Origin of the sequence: Arthrobacter sulfonylureivorans, from assembly GCF_047607445.1 — a bacterium.
GTDB lineage: Bacteria > Actinomycetota > Actinomycetes > Actinomycetales > Micrococcaceae > Crystallibacter > Crystallibacter sulfonylureivorans_A.
This window is the reverse complement of sequence record NZ_JBLKRT010000026.1, coordinates 47,168-67,718: the sequence shown is the minus strand read 5'-3', so window position 1 is coordinate 67,718 and position 20,551 is coordinate 47,168. Positions and strand designations below refer to the sequence as shown.

The window sequence follows — 20,551 nt, the reverse complement described above, 5'->3', positions numbered from 1 at the left end:
AGGTGCCGGCCCACTTCGTCGCCTTCGACCTGCTCGCTATCGCAGGACACGACCTCCGGGGCGAGGTGTTCCGGGTCCGACGGCGGCTGCTCGAAGAGCTCGCGAAAGACTGGGCCGGCGGCCTCGAACTGTGCCCCGGAACCAGTGACCCGGAAACAGCCGCGACATGGTTCGAGGAACTGCCCGCCCTGGGCCTGGAAGGGCTCATGATCAAAGATGCAGGCCAACCGTATGAGGGCGGCCAGCGGCAGTGGCAGAAAATCAAGAGCCGCCACTCAGCAGACGTTGTCTGCGCAGCGGTGATCGGTCCAATCGCCAGGCCGCAGTCGATCGTCGTCGGGCTGCCCGTCGACGGAAAGCTGCGCATCGTCGGACGCTCGGCGCCGTTGAAGGCCGCCGCCGCGAAACTCCTGGGATCGCAGCTTCAGGCAGCGGGCCCGGAACATCCCTGGCCGCACCGGGTGAAATCCACGGTGCTGGACCGGTTCAACGCGGACGCCGGCGAAACCGAGTTGACCCTGGTGGAACCGCTCGTCGTCGAAGTCTCGGCCGACACCGCGATGTCCGGTACATCCTTCCGGCACGCCGTACGCTTCCTGAGGGCCCGACCGGAGCTGGATCCGGCAGCGGTGACCCATCCCGCGGAAGAAAGAATGCCGTAGATAACCGCTTCGAGGACCCGGGTTATACCCAGTGGGGACAGCTTTGAGCTGTGCGGAGGGCTCCACCTGCCCGCCAATGGGCATAACCCGGGCCCCTAAAAGCCCTGGGTCTTCGCTGCGCTACGCCCTGGTGGGCGTCCGCTGGCGCGGCCGGCTGTTGGGGCCAGGGCTTCCGTCGCAGAGCTCCGGGATCCATGGCCCTTTTCCACGTCTTCGACGTTTTTTGGCTGCTGTCCTTCGGATCGTACGTGCCCGCTCCAGCCCGTCTAGCCCCTCCTTCGTCGGGGCCTGCGGTGCAGGATATGTCCCTGCGGCGCTCCTTCGTCGCTTATTTCCTCCGGGAATTTCCCGCCCCTTGCCCTGCGGGTAGACAGGCCTCCGTCGGGCACAGCTCCGCAAGCTCCGCCAGCAGCCAAAAAACAACGGGGGGAGAGGGGACGCTGGCCGGTCACCTGAGCCGCCCCACCCACCGAAATCCTTGGGCAAAAAGGAGCAACACCATGAACGAGAAACTAAACCTCACCGGACCCGCCGACCTGCTCGCCACCGTCCCGCACCTGCTGGGCAGCAAACCCACAGAGTCGTTCGTCGTCCTCACCGCCCGGGCGGGCGCCCTGGGCGCGACCCTGCGGGTGGACGCCCCGGAGCACGCCGAACCGGTGCCCTACGCGCAGACCTTGACCAGCCACGCGGCCAACGACGAGGAAGCTACCGCGTCCTACGTCATCGTCTACACCGACGAAGACCCGGAGGGCTACCCCTACGCCGCGCACGTCGCGGCCCTGGTCAACGAACTCGCAGCGGCCCGGATGCCCGTGCGGAACGTCTGGCTTGTCACCTCCACCCACTGGGCCGAATTCGGCACCGACGAACACAACCCGCTGGATGAGATCACCGACAGCCAAGCCAACGCAGCCCTGACCTACATGGGCAGCGCCACCGACGTCGACGTCTACAACCCGGCTTTGCTGGGAACCTGGGCGCTGCGCGTCGAAACGCCCGAGGGCACGGAAGCCCAGACCGAGGCGGCCTGCGCGGCGTGGGCGGTGCTGCTGGACGGTTCGGCGACCCCGGACGGGCAAAGCGCCCGGGACCTCGCGGCCGCGTTCCAGAACAAGTTCATCCGGGACTTCATGTTCCGGGAGACCATCACCACCCACAACGGCAGCTTCGCTGACGTGATGCTCGGCAAGTTCACCGGCCGCCCCGACTGGGACCGCATCGACCGCGCCGAAGCCATGGCCTTCGAACTGATGAAAGCAGTCCCCACCGGCCAGCGCGCACCCATGCTGACCCTGATGGGCTGGCTGGAATGGCTCAAAGGCAACGCCACCGGCGCCACCCGCTACCTCAAGCACGCCGCCAACGACGTGCCCGGCTTCCGGCTCGCGGTCCTCATGCAGGAACTCATCAACCGCGGCTCAATTGCCGAGGTCGCCCGGAATGTCGAAACCGCATACAAGCGCCGCATGATCTAAGCAGGAACAGGCCGGCCCGGGGCTCACAGGACCCGGGCCGGCTTTTTTCGGTGGCGGGGCGGCCTCCCCCGCTGGCGCTCCTCCGGCCGCCATACGCTCGCGCGAGCGCAGCTACCAAACCAACCCAACGGGCAGAAACCCCCGATACAGTGGAGAAACGAACCTGCATCGACCATGGGAACGCGAGCATGAGCACCGAGAACACCCGTACCGACGACGAACGACCCGCAGATCCCAGCATCGCCGAGGACGTCATCGAGCTCAGCCTGCTCACCGCCGGCGAAACCACCGGCCCGGTTGATACCGAATGGGCCCAGGAGCACCATAACTTCTAACGGCCTGGCAGCGAGACGCTGCCCCACAGATTTCCTTTGCCCAAGGGAAAACGAGAAGGCCGGCACCGCAAGGTGCCGGCCTTCTTCATGCCCGGGATCTTGCCTGGGCATGCCGCCAGAAAACGGCCGCCGCGAGGCTGTTCAGTGTGAGGATGAAGAGGTCGCCGGCGATCGGCCGGCCGATGAAGAGATCCAGGATCACCAACGCCAGCGCCCCGCCGGCAGCGACCGTGAACACCACGGCCAGGCCCCGGTAAACCCGCAGAGAATCCCACCCAGGAGCGCGTCTCGCGCGGCCCGGGCGCCCACCATCATGCAGGGCAGGATCATTCATGCGCCTACCCTACGCAGAAGCAGCGCGCGGGGCGCGCTGGGGGTTTCGCTGCGCTACACCCTGGTGGGCGTCCGCTGGCGCGGCCGGCTGTTGGGTCCAGTGCCGGCTCCGCAGAGCTCCGCCACCCCTGGCCCTGTTGTGTCTACGACGTTTTCTGGTTGCTGTCCTACGGATTCTAGGCGTCCGCTCCACCCCGTCTAGCCCCTCCTTCGTCGGGGCCTGCGCCCCGGAAATTCCTCTCCGGCGCTCGTTCCTCGCTTATTTCCTCCGAGGATTTTCCCGGCCTTGCCCTCCGGGTAGACGGGCCTCCGTCGGCCGCCGAGCAAGCAAGCTTGCCAGCAACCAAAAAACAACGGGGGAGCGGGGAAGGTGGCCGGTCGCCATTGGTCGCCCCACCCGCCACATTCCTCTGCAAAAGGAGTAACACCATGAACGCGATCACCACCGAGACGGTAACCACCGCCGATACCGGCGAGGTCATCACCGGTGCCCCGGTCCTGCGCGACTACCACGCCAACGGCGGGTACGAGTGGATGGACCGCATCGCCGAACACGGCTGGGCCGTCATTCCCAGCTGGGGGAGCGAGGGCTGGGACCTTGGCCAGTGGCCCTACGTCATGGTCGCCGCCGTCCGCACCGCCGATTCCATTGGCAACCTGTTCGGCGTCGCCACCTACTGCGAGGGCGACGTGGAAACCACCTACTACCGGACCAAGGCCCGGCAGTGGGACGCGATCACCGAGCAGGCATTCTTCCACTGGAAGAACGGGCAGGCCCACGGACCGGCAGACCTGCCCGAAGCCGCCGCGGAACTGCCCAGCCGGTACCGGATGCCCTACACCGTCCACGCCGCCTAACCAGCACCCATGGTGGCCGGACCGCTCAGCTCCGGCCACCAGCCCGTCCCGGCGGAAGTTCGGGCGGGCCGCCGCACGGTGCAGCTGCCGCCGTGGTCCCCGGCGGCGGCCCGCCAATCCCGAAAAGTCACACGCTCATCACCTTGCCGCCCCGGACCCGCCCCGGGTCCCTGGCCGGCACCGGGGAAAGTCCAACAGGCTGCTGGACAAAGAGGGTGCTCGCAGGGCTCGCACTGATTCGGGCGTCCGCTGGCGCGGCCGGCTGTTGGTCCAGTGCCGGCTCCGCAGAGCTCCGCCGTCCCTGAACCTGGTGTGTCTACGACGTTTTTTGGCTGCTGTCCTTCGGATCGTACGTGCCCGCTCCACCCCGTCTAGCCCCTCCTTCGTCGGGGCCTGCAGGGGCAGGAATTTCCTTCCGGCGCTCGTGCCTCGCTTATTTCCTCCAGGAATTTCCCACCCCTTTGCCCTTGCGGTAGACGGGCCTGCGTCGGGCACAGCTGCGCAAGCTCCGCCAGCAGCCAAAAAACAACGGGGGGAGAGGGGAAGCTGGCCGGTCACCATTGGTCGCCCCACCCACCGGAATCCTCTGCAAAAGGAGCAACACCATGAACACCACACCCACGCTGGAAATGCTCGACCCCAAGACCCTGACCATCGACATCAACGTCCGCAAGGACGCCGCGCTCACCCCCGCCTTCGTGGCCAGCATCAAGGAACACGGCGTGCTCGAGCCCGTGATCGCACACCGCAAGGACGACGGCACGGTACACGTCCTGATGGGACAGCGCCGCACCCGCGCCGCCGTCGAAGCCGAACGCCCCGAGATCCCGGTCATGGTCACCGAAAGCCCCGAGGAAGCAGAACGCATTCTCACCCAAGTGGTCGAGAACATCCAACGCTCCGCGTTGACCGAGGCCGACGAGGCCGAGGCCTACCACCAGCTCTCCCTGATCGGTGTGTCAGCGGCGCAGATCGCCAAGAAAACCGGGCGGACCAAGATCAACGTTGAGGACGCGCTGAAAGCCAAGTCCACCACCGCCGGGGACGCCGCCCTGGGCAGGGGGTGCACCATCGAAGAAGCCCTGATTCTGGCCGAATTCTTTCTTATGTGGACACTGCGCGCCTCACAGTCGTGCGAGCCAAGGGGTGTTGCACTGGAAGGGTGACGCAGATGCGGGTTGTAACGACCAAGTCATCCGGGACGGTTTGCGCCGTGATGCTTCTGGATCCAGATGGGTCAGCGGTGGTCCCAGTCTGCAGGTTCTTGCAACACATTTTGGATTCCGGAGGCAGTCCGAACACGGCTTCTGCCTACGGTTTTGATCTGAAGAACTTGTTTGAATTCCTCGAGGAGACCGGCACGGACTGGGACGATTTCCGCCCCGCTGTGGCTTTGAACTTCTTGGGCTGGCTGAGGAAGCGCCCGAGCCGGAGATCAGCCCAGCGGCTTGGCCTTGCCATGACCGGTCCTGAGGGACGGCTCCTGGCCGCAGCCACTGTTGCCCGGGTGCTGGCGGCCGTCTCGAGCTTTTACGAGTGGGCCATCGTCGCCGAGATGTTCGACGCGGAGAACCCCATGCGCCGACAACCTGATCGGTCATTGGCCATGGTGAGCGAGCGGCACCGCCCCTTCACGGGCGGTGCAAGCAGGCAGCAGCCGATGCGGCGACAAATTAGAGTCAAGCTGCCGCTGAGACTGCCGCGTCCCTTGGCCCTACCTGAAGTTGAGGCCCTGCTCAACAGCATGACCTCCCTGCGGGACTTGGCCATGGTCCTGCTGATGCTTGACGGGGGACTGCGCCCCGGGGAGGTGTTGAGCCTGCACCTTGAGGACATATCGTACGGGCACCGGCGCGTCACCATCCGCAAACGCGATGACCATCCACGCGGAGCGAGAGGGAAATCCCGCCAAGAACGCGTCGTTGATGTGCTCGAACCCCGCACCCTGGACGCCGTCAACCGATATGTCATGCGTGAACGCCCTCCCCAATCAGCGAGCCCGTTTCTCTTCCTCGTCGGCGGCCGCGGTGTCCGATCGTGTGATCCGCTTTCGTACGACGCACTGGTTCGGATGTTCGCCCGCCGGCTCAACAGGCTCGGACTGCGGGCACCCGAGAAGACACCACATGCCCTGCGTCATACACACGCGACCCTGATGTGGGAAGCCGGCATGCGCGAGTTGGCACTCCAACAACGCCTGGGCCACGCATCACCGGAGTCGACCAGGATTTACACCAGAGTTTCGGACTCACAGGTCCGCGACGAGTACCGCGCTGCCTTGGGTGCTCTCCATTGACCTCCGCTGCACGGGCAACTGCACGGATAACCGTTCCCACCGCACGCCGCCATGCTACGGAGACCGAGTACGCTGCGTGGGTCAAGGCGTATATCCCCCACTACGCGGCCCGCTACCAGCGACTGGCAGCCTACCGCCGGTTTGTTCTGGCTTGGCCTGATCTGGAGGAGTGGTTCCGGGCGCCTCTTCTGGTTCGGGCTGGCTTCACCGGCGGACCCCTTCGCGCCACGGGGCGCACGGATACCTTTGACGCAAGCGGCTATCTGGTCTATCTGGCCCTCGTGCACGGCGTTGGGCTGGATTACGAGTTCCTGTTCGTCCGAAAGTACGCCCGGCTTTTCAGCATCCAGGCCGGCGGCAACGGGCTCGGAGTGGACCTGGACCTCTTTGAGACTCACACGACGCGCTTGACGGAGTTGGGATACCGTCCCGAGTCATCCCGTACGAACCTCACCTGGGCGATCGGCCGTCTACTGCTGCATCGCGGCGACCCTGATATTACGGCGATCACCGCCGAGGACCTGTTTGATATGGCTGAGCAGATACGGTCCTTCGGTCAACGGGAGGATTTCGCTCAGCTCCGGGCCGCTCTCTACCAAAAGTCCCCTTGGCAGATGACAGGCGACAACGCCGGCGAACGCTTCGCTCGGGCTCACCTGGCGAAAGTCCATTGCCTGCACGTCCTGCTGTTTAACATCGGGCAGGTCACCGACCCGCCGCTTGCCGGCACGAGGCGCCGCGAGAGCTGGGAAGAAAACCTGCTCCCGGAACCCTGCCCGCCGCGGATCCGGGCCGTCATCGAGCGCTATCTCCTCACCCGGCTCGAGGCACAGTTCGACCGCCCACAGACGGTTAGGATCGCCAGGGAGGGATTGCGGCGCTTCGTGAACTGGCTCGGTCGTGAACACCCAGACATCACATCCCTGGCCCAGCTGGACCGGGCCTTGCTTGAGGAATATCTCCGTTGGCTACCTACCTACCCGAGTCAGAACACAGGCCAACCGTTGCACGTGACCACCCGCAAGCACGAGATCAATGCCATCGGAGCATTCTGTCGCGATACCGGCATATGGGGCTGGGAGGACGTTCCCGGTAGGCCGCTGCTCACGAGCCGGGACGCGCCTCGCAGGCAGGAGACAGTTCCCCGATACCTGCCCCGGCACGAGCTGGACGCCCTGATGACCGCGATAGAAGGCCTCACCGACCCATTGCAGCGGACCGCGCTGTTGCTGCTGCGGTGGTCCGGCGCCAGACGGGACGAGATCCGACGACTTACCTGGGACTGCCTCGACACCTATACCAGCGGCCACCCGAGGCTGCGGATCCCGGTTGGCAAAGGCCATTCCGAACGCCTCATCCCTCTTCACGCTGACGCGGCCGTTGCCCTGCAGGAGATAATCAACCAGGCCAAGACGATGAAGGCAGTGGCGCGGCGTGATCCCACCACCGGTCGGTTGGAGAACTACATCTTCGTTCGCAAGGGCAAACTCCTGTCATCGGCGACCCTCTTCGACGACGCCTTTGAGAAGGCGTGCACCGCCGCCGGCCTTGTCGACTCCAAGGGAACCAGGACCGTCAGCGCACACAGGCTGCGCCACACCCTCGGCACACAGCTCGCCGAAGGGGGAGCGAGGATTCAGACCATCATGACGATCCTCGGTCACAAGAGCGCTTCGATGTCCATGATCTACAGCAGGATCTCCGACCCCGAAGTACGCCGCCAGTACGAGGAGGCACTGGCTTCCGGTAACCGAATCGCAGGGCCAGCGGCGGAAGCTCTCATGAGCGGAAGGCTGGACGACGAGTCCGTTCATTGGCTGCAAACCAATTTCCTGAAGACCGAACTCGAACTCGGACATTGCCTGCGATTGCCTGCTGAAGGGCCTTGCGAGTGTGAACTCATGCTCTCCTGCCCGAAATTCCTCACCACAAGCGAATACGTCCCCAGGCTCAGGGCACGACTGGGCCGCGAGGAAGAACTTATCGCCGATGCCCAGGATCGGGGCTGGCTCCGTGAAGTCGAACGACACCAGGCAACACAACGCCGCATCCACCAACTTCTCCACGACCTCGAGCCGGAGGCCGAACACACCCCACCACCTCATCACCGGGATAGGAAGGATCTCTAAAGCGCGCACCTCACCAAGGGGTCTCGCCCGACCGTCTCCGGGCTAGGCAGCGCAGCAGGAAAGTTTGGAGACGTCAGTAGTAAAGGACTGGGCTGCGATCTTGATGCCTTCAGCCATGGTTAGGTAGGGGCTCCAGAGGTTCGCGACCTGATCAACGGTCATCCCGGCCTCCAGAATGTAGACCCCGGCCCCTGCGATGTCCCCGGCTTCCTTACCCACCGCAGTGATCCCTAGTATCCGGCCGGTGTCGGCATCGGCAACGATCTTGATGAAGCCGCGGGTGTCACGGTTCACCAGGGCCCTCGGGACAAATTTGAGCGGCAGAACCCGGCACATGCACCTGATCCCGGCCTGATTCGCTTCCTTATCAGTCATCCCTACGGCGGCCAGAGCAGGGCTGGTGAAAGTGACCCTGGGGAGGTGCCGGTAGTCGACCTCGCGCCCGGCGCCCTCGAAGGCGTTCTCCACCATCAGGGCCCCATGGGCGGCGGCTACGTAGACGAACTCCCGATGCCCAGTCACATCACCCGCGGCCCAGATCCTCCGATTAGTACTGCGAAGGGTCCCGTCCACCAGGACTTCCCCGCGGTCCCCGGTCTCGACGCCAACCATGCATAGGTTCAAATCCTCAGTGACAGGGCGCCGGCCTGTTGCAACGAGCAGGCGGGCAGCCCTGAACTCCTCCTGCCCTCCTGAAACGGAGGCGTCCACGACCACATCCCCCGTAGCCGAATCGGTGCCGACTGAGGACACGGTCGCGCGGCGGACGACTCGGATGCCCTCATCGTCGAAGACACCCATGAGGGCGTGCCCAGCTTCAGGCTCTTCGGACGAGGCGAGCCTGGAACGCACGAGCATGGTCACCTTCGTCCCGAGCCGGGCGAAAAGCTGGGCCTGCTCCAGCGCCACATACCCGCCGCCCAGCACGAGCATGGAAGCGGGAACTTCCTGCAGCTCCATCGCACTCGTGGACGTCAGATAGTCCACCTCTTCCATTCCCGCCACCTCCGGGATCCAGGGGGTGGAGCCAGTTGCCACCAGGTAATGTTCCGCGCTCACTGTCTCGGTGGTACCACCCGCACCGGTAATGTTCAGAACGGGCGCGGCCGCGGTCCCGGCGAACGCCGCCGTCCCATGATGCAGCTTCCATCCGTAGTCCGCGGCGAGGTCCACATACTTCTCTGACCGCATGGATTCGACCAGGGACCGCTTCCCGCCGACTAGATCGGGCATATCAACCGGCCCGGCAGAGGTGCTGATGCCAGGAAACCGACCAGAAGCGTCCAGGGCAACATGGCGGGCTTCGGCGGCGGCCAGCAGGGCCTTGGAAGGTATGCAGCCGGTGTTCACGCAGGTGCCGCCCACGGTGCTGCGCTCAACCATCAGCACCCGCTTACCGCGATTGGTGGCCCGGATGGCCGCAGCGAACGCGCCGCCGCCGGAACCGATAATGGCCAGGTCATAATCGAATGCTGGTGCAGACATGGGACTCCTATAAATGGGAGGGGAAGCAGCCGTCCAGAATGCGCTGCTGGCTCCCTGGCGGCCGATCTACCGGCCTTCGGTCGAAGACCTGCTCTGCCCCCATTCTCAACCTTCCCCTAAACTGGAATGTCAAGGTGCCCACCCCTGGCGGCCTTCGATGAAAGGGTTGATCATGCTTATCGGTGAGGCCGCGACAGCGGCAGGGATGACGACAAAGACCTTGCGTTTCTACGAGGACAGCGGGCTTCTCCCCGCAGCCAAAAGATCCCCTAACGGTTACCGGGACTACACCGAAGACTCTGTGGCCAGGCTGGAGTTCATCCGACGCGGACGAGCCGCAGGCCTCGCCCTGACGCAGATACGGGAAATTCTTGGCCTCCGTGACGCCGGAGAAGCTCCCTGCGCCCACGTCCAGGACCTGCTCTCCCACCAGTTATCCGACCTGGACCGACAGATTGCGGAGCTGACCGCCCTCCGGGCAACAGTGGCCGGACTTCACGCCACCGTCTCAGCCGGCACCTCTGCAAACTGCGAATCGGATCGCATCTGCAGCTACATCTAACCGAGTGAGTCACCTGCATTGACCTCAAAGCCTTGTCCACATAATTGAAGACGATCCCGACGCGACCGAGGAACTTGAATCAGTCCTCGCCGACGAACCCGACATGCTCCTGCACGTCACCCAGCGCCTGCGGGACAAGCGGGACATCGCCGCCGCCCGCGCCGCGCTGATCGCCGAACTCGAAAGCCAGGGCAAGGCCATCGTGGAGGACGCGGGCCACTACGCCGACGAAGACGCCCTGTACGTCTCGGCCGCGAACCGGGCCGACGGCGAACCGGCCACCGAGGACGACGCCAACGCCTACATCATCCAGCGCGACTGGCAAGGCAACCACTCCGCCAAACCGGTCATCAATGGGTGGAAGGAACTCGGCTTCACCCCGCGCCACGAACGCTACGACGGCGGCCGTCAGGCACAGTCCGGCCCCATGACCGAGGAGCAGAAAGCCGAACGCAAAACACTTATCGCCAATAACAAGGCGATGGAGTCCGCTGGTTTCGTCCGCCGGGAGTTTGTGAAGAACCTGCTGGCACGGAAGCAGGCACCGAAGGGATGGCAGTACTTCACCGTCCACGCCATCACCCACCACCCCGAGACCGCCACCGGCTACCAGGGCGAAGTTGCCGCAGACATGATCGGAGCCAAAACCGACGACAAGGCCGGACGCTGGGGCTGGAACCCCCTCCGCGACCACGTCGCCAACACCACAGCCCGGCCCGAGTTCTCCCTGATCGCACTGATCTGCGCAGGATACGAAAAGACCATTGCCAAGGACTCATGGCGGTCACCGCACCAAAGCCACCGCGACTACCTCAATCAGCTGGTCACCTGGGGCTACACCGCCTCCGAGACCGAGCAGATCATCATTGACAGCGGCAAGGAAGCAACCACCGACGCCGCATAAAACCACCTTGCCGGGCGGCAGGACATACCGCCCGGCAAGGCACCACCCCACACGCCGTCCAGGAGCCTCCCAAAAGTGGGGCGGTCCGCCGCCAGGCCAAGACACAATAGCCACTCACCAGCGGCGGACCGCCGCTCCACGCGACACACCCCCAAGAACCAATCCACCGCGGAACCAGGAACAACGACGATCCCAAGCCCCGTGGCAGCACAACAATGCAGCTACGCTGAAACACAGATTTCCTTTGCAGAGGGAAACCCAGAAAGGGCCGACAGCTAGGTGTCGGCCCTTTCGCTTTGGATAGAAGGTGCGCAATCGCGCGGACGTACATGTTCCTGACATGAGGTAGGCAACTTGCTCGGGCTGTTCAGGTGAGAGCTTGGCAGACCGGGATGCCTAGGTTGCCGGAGCCGTCTGTTGTGTGTATCGCTTTGGCGTAGAGCTACGAACATCGGCTGACTTCAGCGGGCGCTAAACGCCCAGCGTTCCACCTCGTCCGCGGCGACTCGTCGTTGGGGGCTTGAGACGTCGGCAGCCCATTCCTCCATGGTTTCGATGCTTGCGAGATAGCTGCTAGAGCGGTAATTCCCTTGTGCCCGGAACGTGTCGTGTCCGGTGACCCGGTGCAGGGTTTCGCGTACACGACGGTCCACAATCAAAGCCCGATGGGTGGGGTCCCCGCCGCCGGCGAAGTAGAGAAACTTGGTAAAGAAGTTCGGGCCGAGGAATTTGATCGCCGGGCGGCCCGGCTTCAGCATCAGGAAAGCTTCCCGGACATCTGTCCGCACCCGCTCGGCAGCGTCGCGGAGTAGTTTGCCGAGTTCCTCGGGGTTCTCGCGTATTGAAGCGATTCGGCGGGGATCGCGCCGGTGGTCCGAACCTGACCCCCATACGAGGGTATGCCAGAGCAATTGCAGCGCGCCGGTTCCGGTGCCGTCAGCCAGAGCCCGGTCTGCCATCGCGAAGAGATCTGCCCGCGTGATGTGCGCGCTCCGGGAACCTCCCGCAATCGGTGCGCCTGGCAAGCCCACGATCCTGTCGTTCCACCACCCGGTATTCAATGTGAAGCCGTGGTCATGGATGGCTGTGTTGCGGGGATTGGTGGTGATCCAGTCCCGCAGTGCGGTGGGAGCACCCGCGCCGGATGCCGAGACGGTCCCTCCGACGATGTCACTGCTCACAGCTTCCAGCTCCCTGGCACGGACCTCGTGTAGTCGTCGATGCCGATTGCTGCAAAATGGCGCTTTGCGGACTTGATCTTTGCAAGCTCAGTCGGGCGGAGCTTCGAGTCATCGAGGGTGCTCTTGGTCTCACGGATCATGTATATCCGGTCCTCGCCATCTTCCTGCTTGATAATCGCCCAGTCAGGGTTGTACGGCCCGACCGGAGTGTCGATCTTGAACTTGGCCGGAAGCTTCATGAACAACTTGACGTCCTCGCGTGAGTCGAGCAGTTCGGCGAACTGGCGCTCAACATCAGAATCGAAGACGACGTAGTCGAAGTCAGTCTTCTGCGTGTGCTGTACCTTGTACATCTGGTCGAGGAAGCGCTCCTTCTCCTCGGCGCCGTCCTTCTGCAGCTCGCGCAGCTCATAGACCGAACCGGCGATCTTCTCGTACTGAATGCCCTCGACCACGATCTTGGCCAGCTCGCCCTGGAGCGCCCGCTTAGCCATCGCAATGAAGTCGTTCGGGTTGCCGATGAACTCGCTCAACCGTCCGCTGTCGAGCAAGATGTCGACGATGGTCTTGCGGGTGAGGGAGGTCGCTTCCTGGAGTTCCGTGATGATGTCGGGCAGGTCATAGCTACCCTTGAGATCCGCTGACCGGGTGCCGAGCTCTTCGCCCCTCGCCCCGCCACGCAGCACCTTCACACCTGCCCGGGTGACCTGGATGCGCAGCGGGTCGATCTTCGGCGCTTCCTTGATCGCTTTGACCGTGTTCTTAATGATCTCGTCCCGGCTGACGCGCACGCGGTAGGTCGTCTTGCGGCTGATCGCCTCCCAGAATTCCTCGAACTCGGGCGTCGAGTAGAGCTGCTTGTTGAGAACGCGAGGCTGACGCTTGCTGACCGGTTTGACGTACTTGCCGATGTTCGCGCGGGCGACCAAGGCGATGATCTCGGTCTCGTACACCTCGTACTGTTCGGGGAGTTCGAGACTGAAACCGAGCGTGTTCGGCTGGAACTTCGGCGTGACAACACCGTCCGCGATAAATCCACGGGAGTCGAGGTGATTCCACACCTCAACCGAGTGCTGGTAGCCGAACAGATTATCGGTGAGTACGCCTTCAGCGTCTTGCAGCGCAATCTTGGAGAACTCGCTCAGGCGCACGCGCCCGATCTCGACGCCGGCGTCCTTATACTCCTTCTGCAGACTCTTCGCGAACGCCTGGTACGACTCGTTCGCGATGACGGTGAGGGTGGCGATGCCGCTCTCTGCGACGCGGGCATAGCCTTCGTGGGTCTTCGCAACCGGAAGGCGGAGGCCGCGACCCAGCGTCTGGCGGCGCTCAACTTCCGCGCCCATCTCGCGCAGGGTGCAGATCTGGAAAACGTTCGGGTTGTCCCAGCCCTCGCGCAGCGCCGAGTGGCTGAAGATGAACCGCACCGGCTCGTTCTCATCGAGCAGCCGTTCCTTGGCCTGCATGATCAGTTCGTAGGCGTCGTCGTCAGCTTTCGTGGCACCGGACGAGTCCTGGTACGTCATGGTCTTGCCGCGCTTGATCTGCGAGAAGTACGCGCGGCGAAGCTCGCTCGGCGCCTGCGGGAGCAGTTCCTGATAACGTGCGGATTTAGCGCGCTCTTCGACGAAGACCTCGTCGAACCAAGTGACGAAGTCCCCGCTCGCGTCTTCATTGTTCGTGCCATCGCCCAGATAGCTGGCGACCTTGTCGACGAAAAAGAGGCTGAGCACCTTGATCCCCTTCGCCCGCAGGATCGATTCCTTGCGCAGGTGCTCGCGAATGGTCTCGCGGATCATCTCCTTGTAGATCGCTCCGGCTGATGCGCCGATGCTTGCGCCCTGGTAGAGGAGGCCGTGCGTGGTGAGGTCGACGTAGGCGGGCTCGATGCTCATCTCGTTGATGCGCCAGCCCTCATAGATCGGGTTGTTGGTGACGCGCGCGTCGGAGAGCTCCTGGTGCTGCTTCACGCTGACGATACGGCGCTCCAGCGACCCGTCGGCCTTACGGCAGGACAACTCCAACCGTGCCGACCACGACGGCTCGCGCCGAACCTCGACCAGCTTAATGTAGGGTGTCGCGTCAGCACCCTGCTGCTGCACCTCGGCGAGGACGATCTGCTTCACCAGCCCGAGATCGTGGGCATCGACCGGATCGAGCCGGTAGACCACATTGCGCTGCTTCTTGTGGGTGGCACTGTAGCGGAGAGTGAAGACCGGGTCGAGTTCGCCCACCGCTGACTGAGACAGCTGCGACTCCATGTTCTGCGGCTCATCCATGATGACGACCGGACGGGTCGCCTTCAGATAATCGATCGGGCGCAGCCCGTTCAGCTTATCTCGAGTCTGATGGATGATGCGGGTATTGGCATTGCCGCGGATAGAGTCGATCGTCATGATCAGGATCTGCACGTTCGTCGACGTCGCGAACGACTGCACCTCTTCGGCACTCTTGCCGCTGTAGATCGACGCGTCGAAGGTGATGCCGTGCTTCGTGTAGAGATTCTCGAAGTGCTCCCGCATGAGCCGGATGCTCGTGCTGACGCCCTCGCGGATCGCGACACTCGGCACGAGGATCACGAACTTGGTGAAGTTGTACTTCTGCGCCAGCTCGAAGATCGTGCGCAGGTACACATAGGTCTTGCCCGTACCCGTCTCCATCTCAATGTCGAAGTCGAGCGCGTCGTCGTAGAGCTTCGGCGCGACCTCGAGGCCGTTACGATCCTGCACCCGCTGCAAGTTCGCGAGGATCAGATCGCGATCGAGCACGAGGCTGTTACCAACGGCGCCGACCTCCTGCGTCAGGTCGATGTCAAGCACAGCCTGGTTGGCCTCATCGATTACAGCCGAGCCTCGAAGGGTCGTGACGAGCTTCTCGGCATCCTGCGGCTGCCCGTCGACGAGGTCGACCACTGACGCGATCGCATCGAGCTGATACTGCTGACTGGCATCGAACTGAAACCCTGACCCACTCATTACGCCGTCCAGAGTTCGATGCCCTTGCTCTTTGCGAGCTGGGCGAGGTTGGTCTTGAGTTCATCGTCTCCCTGGAAGGCGTCCTCCAAGATGATGATGCGAGTGGGAGATTCATCGACGAAAGCGCGGAGCTGATCCAGCGTCGGCTTCGTGTGCTCGTTCAGATAAGCAAGCACGCCGATGTCCCCGTCACGGTCACGCACGATCCGGACGCTGAGGCCGGCGACCTCTGCCGCAGAGACTGCTTCCGTCAGCGAGTAACCCTGCTTGATGAGGATCTCCGTGAGCAGCTCGTCTGCGGTTGCATCGTCGGTGGCGCTGTCTCGGAGGCGCAGCAGATGCTGCTGGAGTGCGTCCTCTTCGATGTCACTGGAGATTTTCCACTTCGAGAAGTTTGTATCGGCGAGCTTATATGCGCGGAAGCCCAGATCGATTGGTTCCTGTTCGCCGATTCCATTCTCGGGATCGGCGCTGATCTTCTCGCCCGCGAGATCGAGCCGCTTTCGAGTCACAGCCGCAAGATCCAGAAAGCCGGCTTTGCGCGCATCGGAGTTTTCATCGGCAGGTTCTGGGAGCTGAACCTGAATAAATCGGCGACTCCCGTTGTCAGCAGCATTCGCCGCCATGACTGCGTGGCCAGTCGTTCCTGAACCTGCAAAGAAGTCAAGGACGATGTCGTTACCGCCCACTCCGACGACCTGCATCATGCGCTCAATGAGCTTTGTCGGCTTCGGCGTGTCGAACGGTAAGGCTCCACCAAAGAGTTCTTTCAGCTCGCGGGCCGCGTCACGAGTAACGCCGACCTCACGCCCAAACCAGATGGACTCGACCGCTCGGCCTTCGACAGTGTCGAGATAGATCTTCCGCGTGATTTTCGATTCGTCGGCGCTAAAGCTCACCTCGCCTGAGTCGATCTTCGCTTGCATTGTTTCGGGGCTCCAGCGCCAGCCATTCTCGGGCGGGTCTATGGCCTTTCCGCTTGGCGTCGCCAGCTGATACCGAAGGTTCGGACGGTACAACGCATTCCGAACATCGCCTGCCCGCCACGGTCCACGAGGGTCGTTGTCAGGATTGCGATAATTCACGTTGTGCTCCGCAGTGCGCTCCAGCGCGTGCAACTCGAAGGCCGCACCACGACGGTAGCAAAAGAGGGTGTTGTGATGGAGCGAGACTGTGTTCGTGTATCCCTTCGGCTGAATACTGTGCTGCCAAACGAACTCCCCTACGTAGTTCGACGCACCAAATACGGTGTCCATGAGCAGCCGCAGGTTTGCCGCCTCATGATCATCAATGCTGACAAAGATCGCGCCGTCATCAGTCAGCAGGTTCCGCGCTAGCTTGAGGCGCGGGTACATCATATTGAGCCAGTTGGAGTGGTAGCGCCCCTCGGTCTCGGCGTTCGTCGAGACCTTCTTGCCCTCTTCGTTGACCTGACGAGTCCACTCGAGGTAGGTGTCGAGCCCCTCCTTGTAATTGTCCGGGTAGACGAAGTCCTTGCCGGTGTTGTAGGGCGGATCGATGTAAATCAACTTAATCTTGGCGTGGTAATGCTTCTGCAGGATCTTGAGCACTTCGAGGTTGTCGCCCTCGATGAAGACGTTCCGAGTGGTGTCCCATTCCTTCGAGTTCTCGAAGTCGGGCTTCAGGGTCGCGGTCGTCGGCTCCTGCGCTGCCCGGAGCGCCCGCTTCTTGCCGGGCCAGAACAGGCCGAACCGCTCGCTGGTGTCGGCGGTATCCGAACCGAGCAGCTCCTTGAGCTTCTCGACATCCACTTTGCCGTCGGCGATGGCCTCGGGAATCAGATCGGCAAGCTGCGCTGCCAGCTCGGTCTGGAAGTTCGGAGTGGTGGATGGTATTTCGTAAATATCGGCAGTCATTCAGTGAATCTCTTTCATAAAATCAACGAATTTCGGCGGGTTCGTGAATGGCCACTGGTCTATGCGGCTATCCGCCAGCGGATCGTGAACAGGTGCTCTGCGTCCTGGGTTCCCTTGAGGGATTGCTCGATGAGATCAAGGTACTTGTCCGCTTCAGCCCGGAGCTTCTTGCGCGTCTCGCGGAAGTCCTCGTCGGCCTCCTCCGCACGCTGCTCCCACCTGCGGGCTTCCTTCTTGAGCCGCAGCTGCTCCATCGGGTCGTCCGCCTGGCGGGCGAGCTTGCGAGCTTCTTTCTCCTTGGCCCGGTAGTCGCGGATCGCGCCCTCGTGCTCGGCCTTCCGGTCCTGCTGGTTGCGATAGAGCAGCTCCTCCTGCTGGTCGTAGTAGCGGGAGTTGCGGCCCTGCACCTCTTTCTCCAGCTCAGCCCGACGAGCGTCCAGATAAGTGGTGAAGCGGCTCTCATCGATCACTGCCGGCTGCTCGCTGATGGATGTGCATGCCAGATCGAGAATGTCGGCGACGTACTCGTCGTCGAGCCAGCGCCCGTCGTCGGTCAGGCCGCCAGCGAGCATGTAGGACTCGGAGACATCCTCGTCTCGGGCCTTCATGCGGAAGGTGACCAGGCTGACGGTCAGCTCGCCGTTGCTGCCCTCGAGCGCCTTGATTGCGGTACTCACGCGTTCTGATTGGCCGAGCGAGAAAGTCAGCTCTTGCGACGGGGTCTCGTGCACCTTGGCGGCATCGACGACGTGCTGGGCCAGCGGGCTCGAGTAACGGTACTGGTGAGCGTTGTCGAGGGGCTGCGACTTGAAGAAGTAGCGTCCGGTGGGTGCGTCCTTCACAGGTGATTCGTTCAGCACGAAGGTGCGCCCGTCGCCTTCGAAGGTGGCGAACCGTTCCAGCCCGTGCCGCGTCACGGCGAGCAGTAGGCGCTCGAACTTGTTGAGCACCTCACCGGACTGCGTGTCGTACGCCTTGAGACGGTCCTGAACGTGCGGGTCAAGGTTGTCGAACACTTTGGCCTTGGCGGTGGCCATCTCGCGGGAAATCTCGGTCGCGTACTGGCCCTCAAGCTCCTTGAAAGCCGCATCCAGCTCGTCGGCGCTCTTGCAGCGGTTCAGGATGTCGCTGATCGTCTTTTCGAAGTCGAGGCCGTCCTCGATGGCACCGAGGACCTCGTCGCTGGCCCCGAACACGCTCGAGAAGAGCTGGAACTTGTTGGTGAGCAGCTCCAAAATCCGCTGCTCGGCGGTGTTGCCCTTGTTCGAGAAGTTCACGACCACGACGTTGTGCTTCTGCCCATAGCGGTGCACGCGGCCGATGCGCTGCTCTACCCGCTGCGGATTCCAGGGCAAGTCATAGTTGACGAGCATCGAGCAGAACTGCAGGTTGATGCCCTCGGCAGCCGCTTCGGTCGCGATCATGATCGTGCCCTGAGTGCGGAAGTATTCGACGAGTGCCTTGCGCCGATCGACAGCGGCGATGCCGGTGATCAGGTCGCCGTCCTTGTTGGCCTTGAGCCAGTCCCGGTAGATCGCCGTCTGCTCGGGTGAGTTGTTCGAGCCATTGAACAGCACGAGTCCCTCGCCACGACCGGCGTTACGGAGCGACCGCGCGATGTACTCCTGCGTTTTGGTTGAGTCTGTGAAGATAATGGCCTTCTCCGGAGCACCGAGCTCGCGGAGCCGTTCGAACCCAAGGTCAAGCGCCTCGCCGAGCTTGACGGCCTTCTGGTTCTCGGTGATGGAGCGCGCCAACGCGGCATACTCCCGCAACTCCGCCACCTCGGCCTTCATGGCTAGCAGGAGTGTCTCGTCCAGCGGTGCCGAGGTGGACGAAGCGCTGAAGCCCGTCGATGTCGCGACGGTGGCCTCGATCTCCTCGGCTTCTTCGAGTTCTTCGCTCGTGATCTCGTCGTCGACTGCGAAGTCCGCCGCGACCAGTCCGCCACGGCCATCACGGCGCTGGCCGGCGGCGACCTCGTCGGCGAGCCGATTGGCGATGTTCTCAAGCGTGCTGGCCACGGCGTAGGTCGAAGATCCCAATCGCTTGCGGATAATCAACGCGGAGAGGTGGCGCTGCGACCCCGCGAACGCGAACAGCTCATCGCGCTGCAGGTAATCGTTGACCAGATCGTAGAGCTTTGTCTCATTCGGCGACGGCGTGAACTCGACAGTGAGCGGCAGGCGCTTGGTGAAGTGGATGTACTTGTCCGCGTCCCGCCGGAGCGTACGCTTCGAGAGCGCCGCCACCCGCTCAACAAGATCGTCATCGCCGCCGAGGTCGCGGTTCTTGACATACCGTTCCCGAAACGCATCGAGCGAGTAGAAGTAGCCGGGGTCGAAGATCGACACCAAGCCATACAGCTCTTCGAGCTTGTTCTGGAGGGGTGTCGCGGTGAGCAGTACCGTCTTGTGCGCGCCCCGAACGATGTGCGCGACGGCTTCTGCTGCCTTCGTCTTACCTGTCCAGTAGTTGCGCAGTCGGTGGGCCTCGTCGGCGACCACGAGATCCCATGCCTTGAGGAGAGACGCCTCGTGGCGAAGTGCGAACTCATACGAGCAGATCAGTACCTGAGATGCGCGCGAGCCGGATTCTGCGAGCAGCGCATCCTTCGACTTGGGATCCAGGATCGAGGAGGGAATCAGGAACTTCTCATACAGCTCCTGCTGCCACTGCTGACGCAGACTCGACGGTGCGATGATCAGGATGCTTCGCCGCCGCTCCGCCCAGTACTGAGAGATGACAATGCCCGCCTCGATCGTCTTGCCCAGACCGACCTCGTCAGCGAGGATGACGCCCGGCAAGAACGGCGTCTGCAGAGCGAAGAGAGCGGCGTCGATCTGGTGCGGCTTCGGCTCGACTTGCGCGTCGAAGAGTAGCCCCGCGAGCTTGCCAACGTGGTCGTTCGCGTAGCTGCGCTGCAGCTCATGGGCGTAATACTTCGCCTGGTGCGGGGTCAGCGTACGGCTCATCCGAGAGCTTTCAGGGGAGAAGGAAAGAGACACAACGAAGCCGCGGCGACCTGCCGGCCGCCGCGGCGAGATGGCCATGCTTGTCTGCGCCCCATCGGTGTCGCCGCCCCTCCGCGCCGAGGGCGCGATTTAATTCTCTTCAAGTCCGTCTACCACGCTACCGGGAACATCCGACACCGATCTCGCGCCACGCCGAGCGTGGTCATTCAAGGGCGCCGTGGCCTGCGGTACTCTCAGCCTCGCTGAATTTGAAGCAGGCTTCAGGAGCCTGGCTCGACTCCAGCGCACCGTCCGCCAACTACCCGCGGTCCACGTCTCGGTTAAGGACCGCCTGTTGAGACGACAGGTTCTCGCAGTCAGCTTGGGAGGGCGGGCGGTTCTTGAAGGAGGGCCTTGTCTCATCAATATGTCTCACTTCCGCTGGTTTCACAAACACAAAGAGGGACGTTTGATGTGATGAGGCATCATGGCAAGCATTGGACGTCCCCGAGCTGCGACTGT

Annotated in this window: 13 protein-coding genes and 2 pseudogenes; 9 read left to right on the top strand and 6 right to left on the bottom strand. The window is 63.0% G+C overall.

Annotated features, from left to right (window positions below; translation table 11 throughout):
* The 3 genes from ACMX2H_RS13250 to ACMX2H_RS13240 all read left to right on the top strand — a co-directional run.
* Positions 1-662 (top strand): ATP-dependent DNA ligase (locus tag ACMX2H_RS13250; RefSeq protein ID WP_462677833.1); only part of this gene is annotated, 662 nt, incomplete at its 5' end.
* A 500-nt stretch (positions 663-1,162) separates the two neighbouring features.
* Positions 1,163-2,140, top strand: coding sequence for a DUF4192 family protein (locus tag ACMX2H_RS13245; RefSeq protein ID WP_414960946.1), 978 nt, complete (start codon positions 1,163-1,165; stop codon positions 2,138-2,140).
* 188 nt (positions 2,141-2,328) lie between these two features.
* On the top strand, positions 2,329-2,475 hold the full coding sequence (locus tag ACMX2H_RS13240; protein WP_169304042.1) for a hypothetical protein: 147 nt from the start codon (positions 2,329-2,331) through the stop codon (positions 2,473-2,475).
* 85 nt (positions 2,476-2,560) lie between these two features.
* Here ACMX2H_RS13240 and ACMX2H_RS13235 read toward each other — a convergent pair whose 3' ends face one another.
* A complete protein-coding gene (locus tag ACMX2H_RS13235; protein WP_414960945.1) occupies positions 2,561-2,809 on the bottom strand; it encodes a hypothetical protein in 249 nt (82 codons plus the stop codon).
* Positions 2,810-3,237: 428 nt separating this feature from the next.
* On the opposite strand from ACMX2H_RS13235, the gene ACMX2H_RS13230 reads away from it, so the two are divergent.
* The 4 genes and pseudogenes from ACMX2H_RS13230 (at position 3,238) to ACMX2H_RS13215 (ending at position 8,091) form a co-directional block, all read left to right on the top strand.
* A complete protein-coding gene (locus tag ACMX2H_RS13230; RefSeq protein ID WP_414960944.1) occupies positions 3,238-3,666 on the top strand; it encodes a hypothetical protein in 429 nt (142 codons plus the stop codon).
* 605 nt (positions 3,667-4,271) lie between these two features.
* Positions 4,272-4,766: pseudogene (locus ACMX2H_RS13225) on the top strand (ParB/RepB/Spo0J family partition protein); the annotation flags it as partial.
* Positions 4,767-4,837: 71 nt separating this feature from the next.
* The gene (locus ACMX2H_RS13220) at positions 4,838-5,962 is read left to right on the top strand and encodes a tyrosine-type recombinase/integrase (protein ID WP_414960947.1); all 1,125 of its coding nucleotides are present in this window, start codon (positions 4,838-4,840) and stop codon (positions 5,960-5,962) included.
* Complete coding sequence (locus tag ACMX2H_RS13215) at positions 5,959-8,091, top strand: tyrosine-type recombinase/integrase (RefSeq protein WP_414960943.1); 2,133 nt, start codon at positions 5,959-5,961, stop codon at positions 8,089-8,091. Before ACMX2H_RS13220 ends, ACMX2H_RS13215 begins: the two co-directional genes overlap by 4 nt.
* A gap of 42 nt (positions 8,092-8,133) precedes the next feature.
* Here ACMX2H_RS13215 and merA read toward each other — a convergent pair whose 3' ends face one another.
* Complete coding sequence (merA, locus tag ACMX2H_RS13210; protein WP_414960942.1) at positions 8,134-9,576, bottom strand: mercury(II) reductase; 1,443 nt, start codon at positions 9,574-9,576, stop codon at positions 8,134-8,136.
* A gap of 172 nt (positions 9,577-9,748) precedes the next feature.
* Between merA and ACMX2H_RS13205 the strand changes: the two genes are divergently transcribed.
* Both ACMX2H_RS13205 and ACMX2H_RS13200 read left to right on the top strand, forming a co-directional pair.
* Positions 9,749-10,138 (top strand): heavy metal-responsive transcriptional regulator, encoded by a 390-nt coding sequence (locus ACMX2H_RS13205; protein WP_414960941.1) that lies wholly within the window; start codon positions 9,749-9,751, stop codon positions 10,136-10,138.
* A 46-nt stretch (positions 10,139-10,184) separates the two neighbouring features.
* A pseudogene (locus ACMX2H_RS13200) lies at positions 10,185-11,042 on the top strand (ParB/RepB/Spo0J family partition protein); the annotation flags it as partial.
* Positions 11,043-11,503: 461 nt separating this feature from the next.
* On the opposite strand, the gene ACMX2H_RS13195 reads toward ACMX2H_RS13200, so the two are convergent.
* The 4 genes from ACMX2H_RS13195 to ACMX2H_RS13180 are packed head-to-tail and all read right to left on the bottom strand — an operon-like array spanning position 11,504 to position 20,050.
* Positions 11,504-12,223, bottom strand: a complete 720-nt coding sequence (locus ACMX2H_RS13195; RefSeq protein WP_414960940.1) for an 8-oxoguanine DNA glycosylase OGG fold protein — start codon at positions 12,221-12,223, stop codon at positions 11,504-11,506.
* Positions 12,220-15,198, bottom strand: a complete 2,979-nt coding sequence (locus ACMX2H_RS13190) for a restriction endonuclease (protein WP_414960939.1) — start codon at positions 15,196-15,198, stop codon at positions 12,220-12,222. The genes ACMX2H_RS13195 and ACMX2H_RS13190 overlap by 4 nt, the downstream gene beginning before the upstream one ends.
* Positions 15,198-17,075, bottom strand: coding sequence for a site-specific DNA-methyltransferase (locus ACMX2H_RS13185; protein ID WP_414960938.1), 1,878 nt, complete (start codon positions 17,073-17,075; stop codon positions 15,198-15,200). The genes ACMX2H_RS13190 and ACMX2H_RS13185 overlap by 1 nt, the downstream gene beginning before the upstream one ends.
* A 59-nt stretch (positions 17,076-17,134) precedes the next feature.
* Positions 17,135-20,050 carry an SNF2-related protein gene (locus ACMX2H_RS13180; RefSeq protein ID WP_414960937.1) on the bottom strand — a complete coding sequence of 972 codons (2,916 nt, stop codon included), beginning with the start codon at positions 20,048-20,050 and terminating at the stop codon, positions 17,135-17,137.
* Between the last annotated feature and the right edge of the window lie 501 nt (positions 20,051-20,551).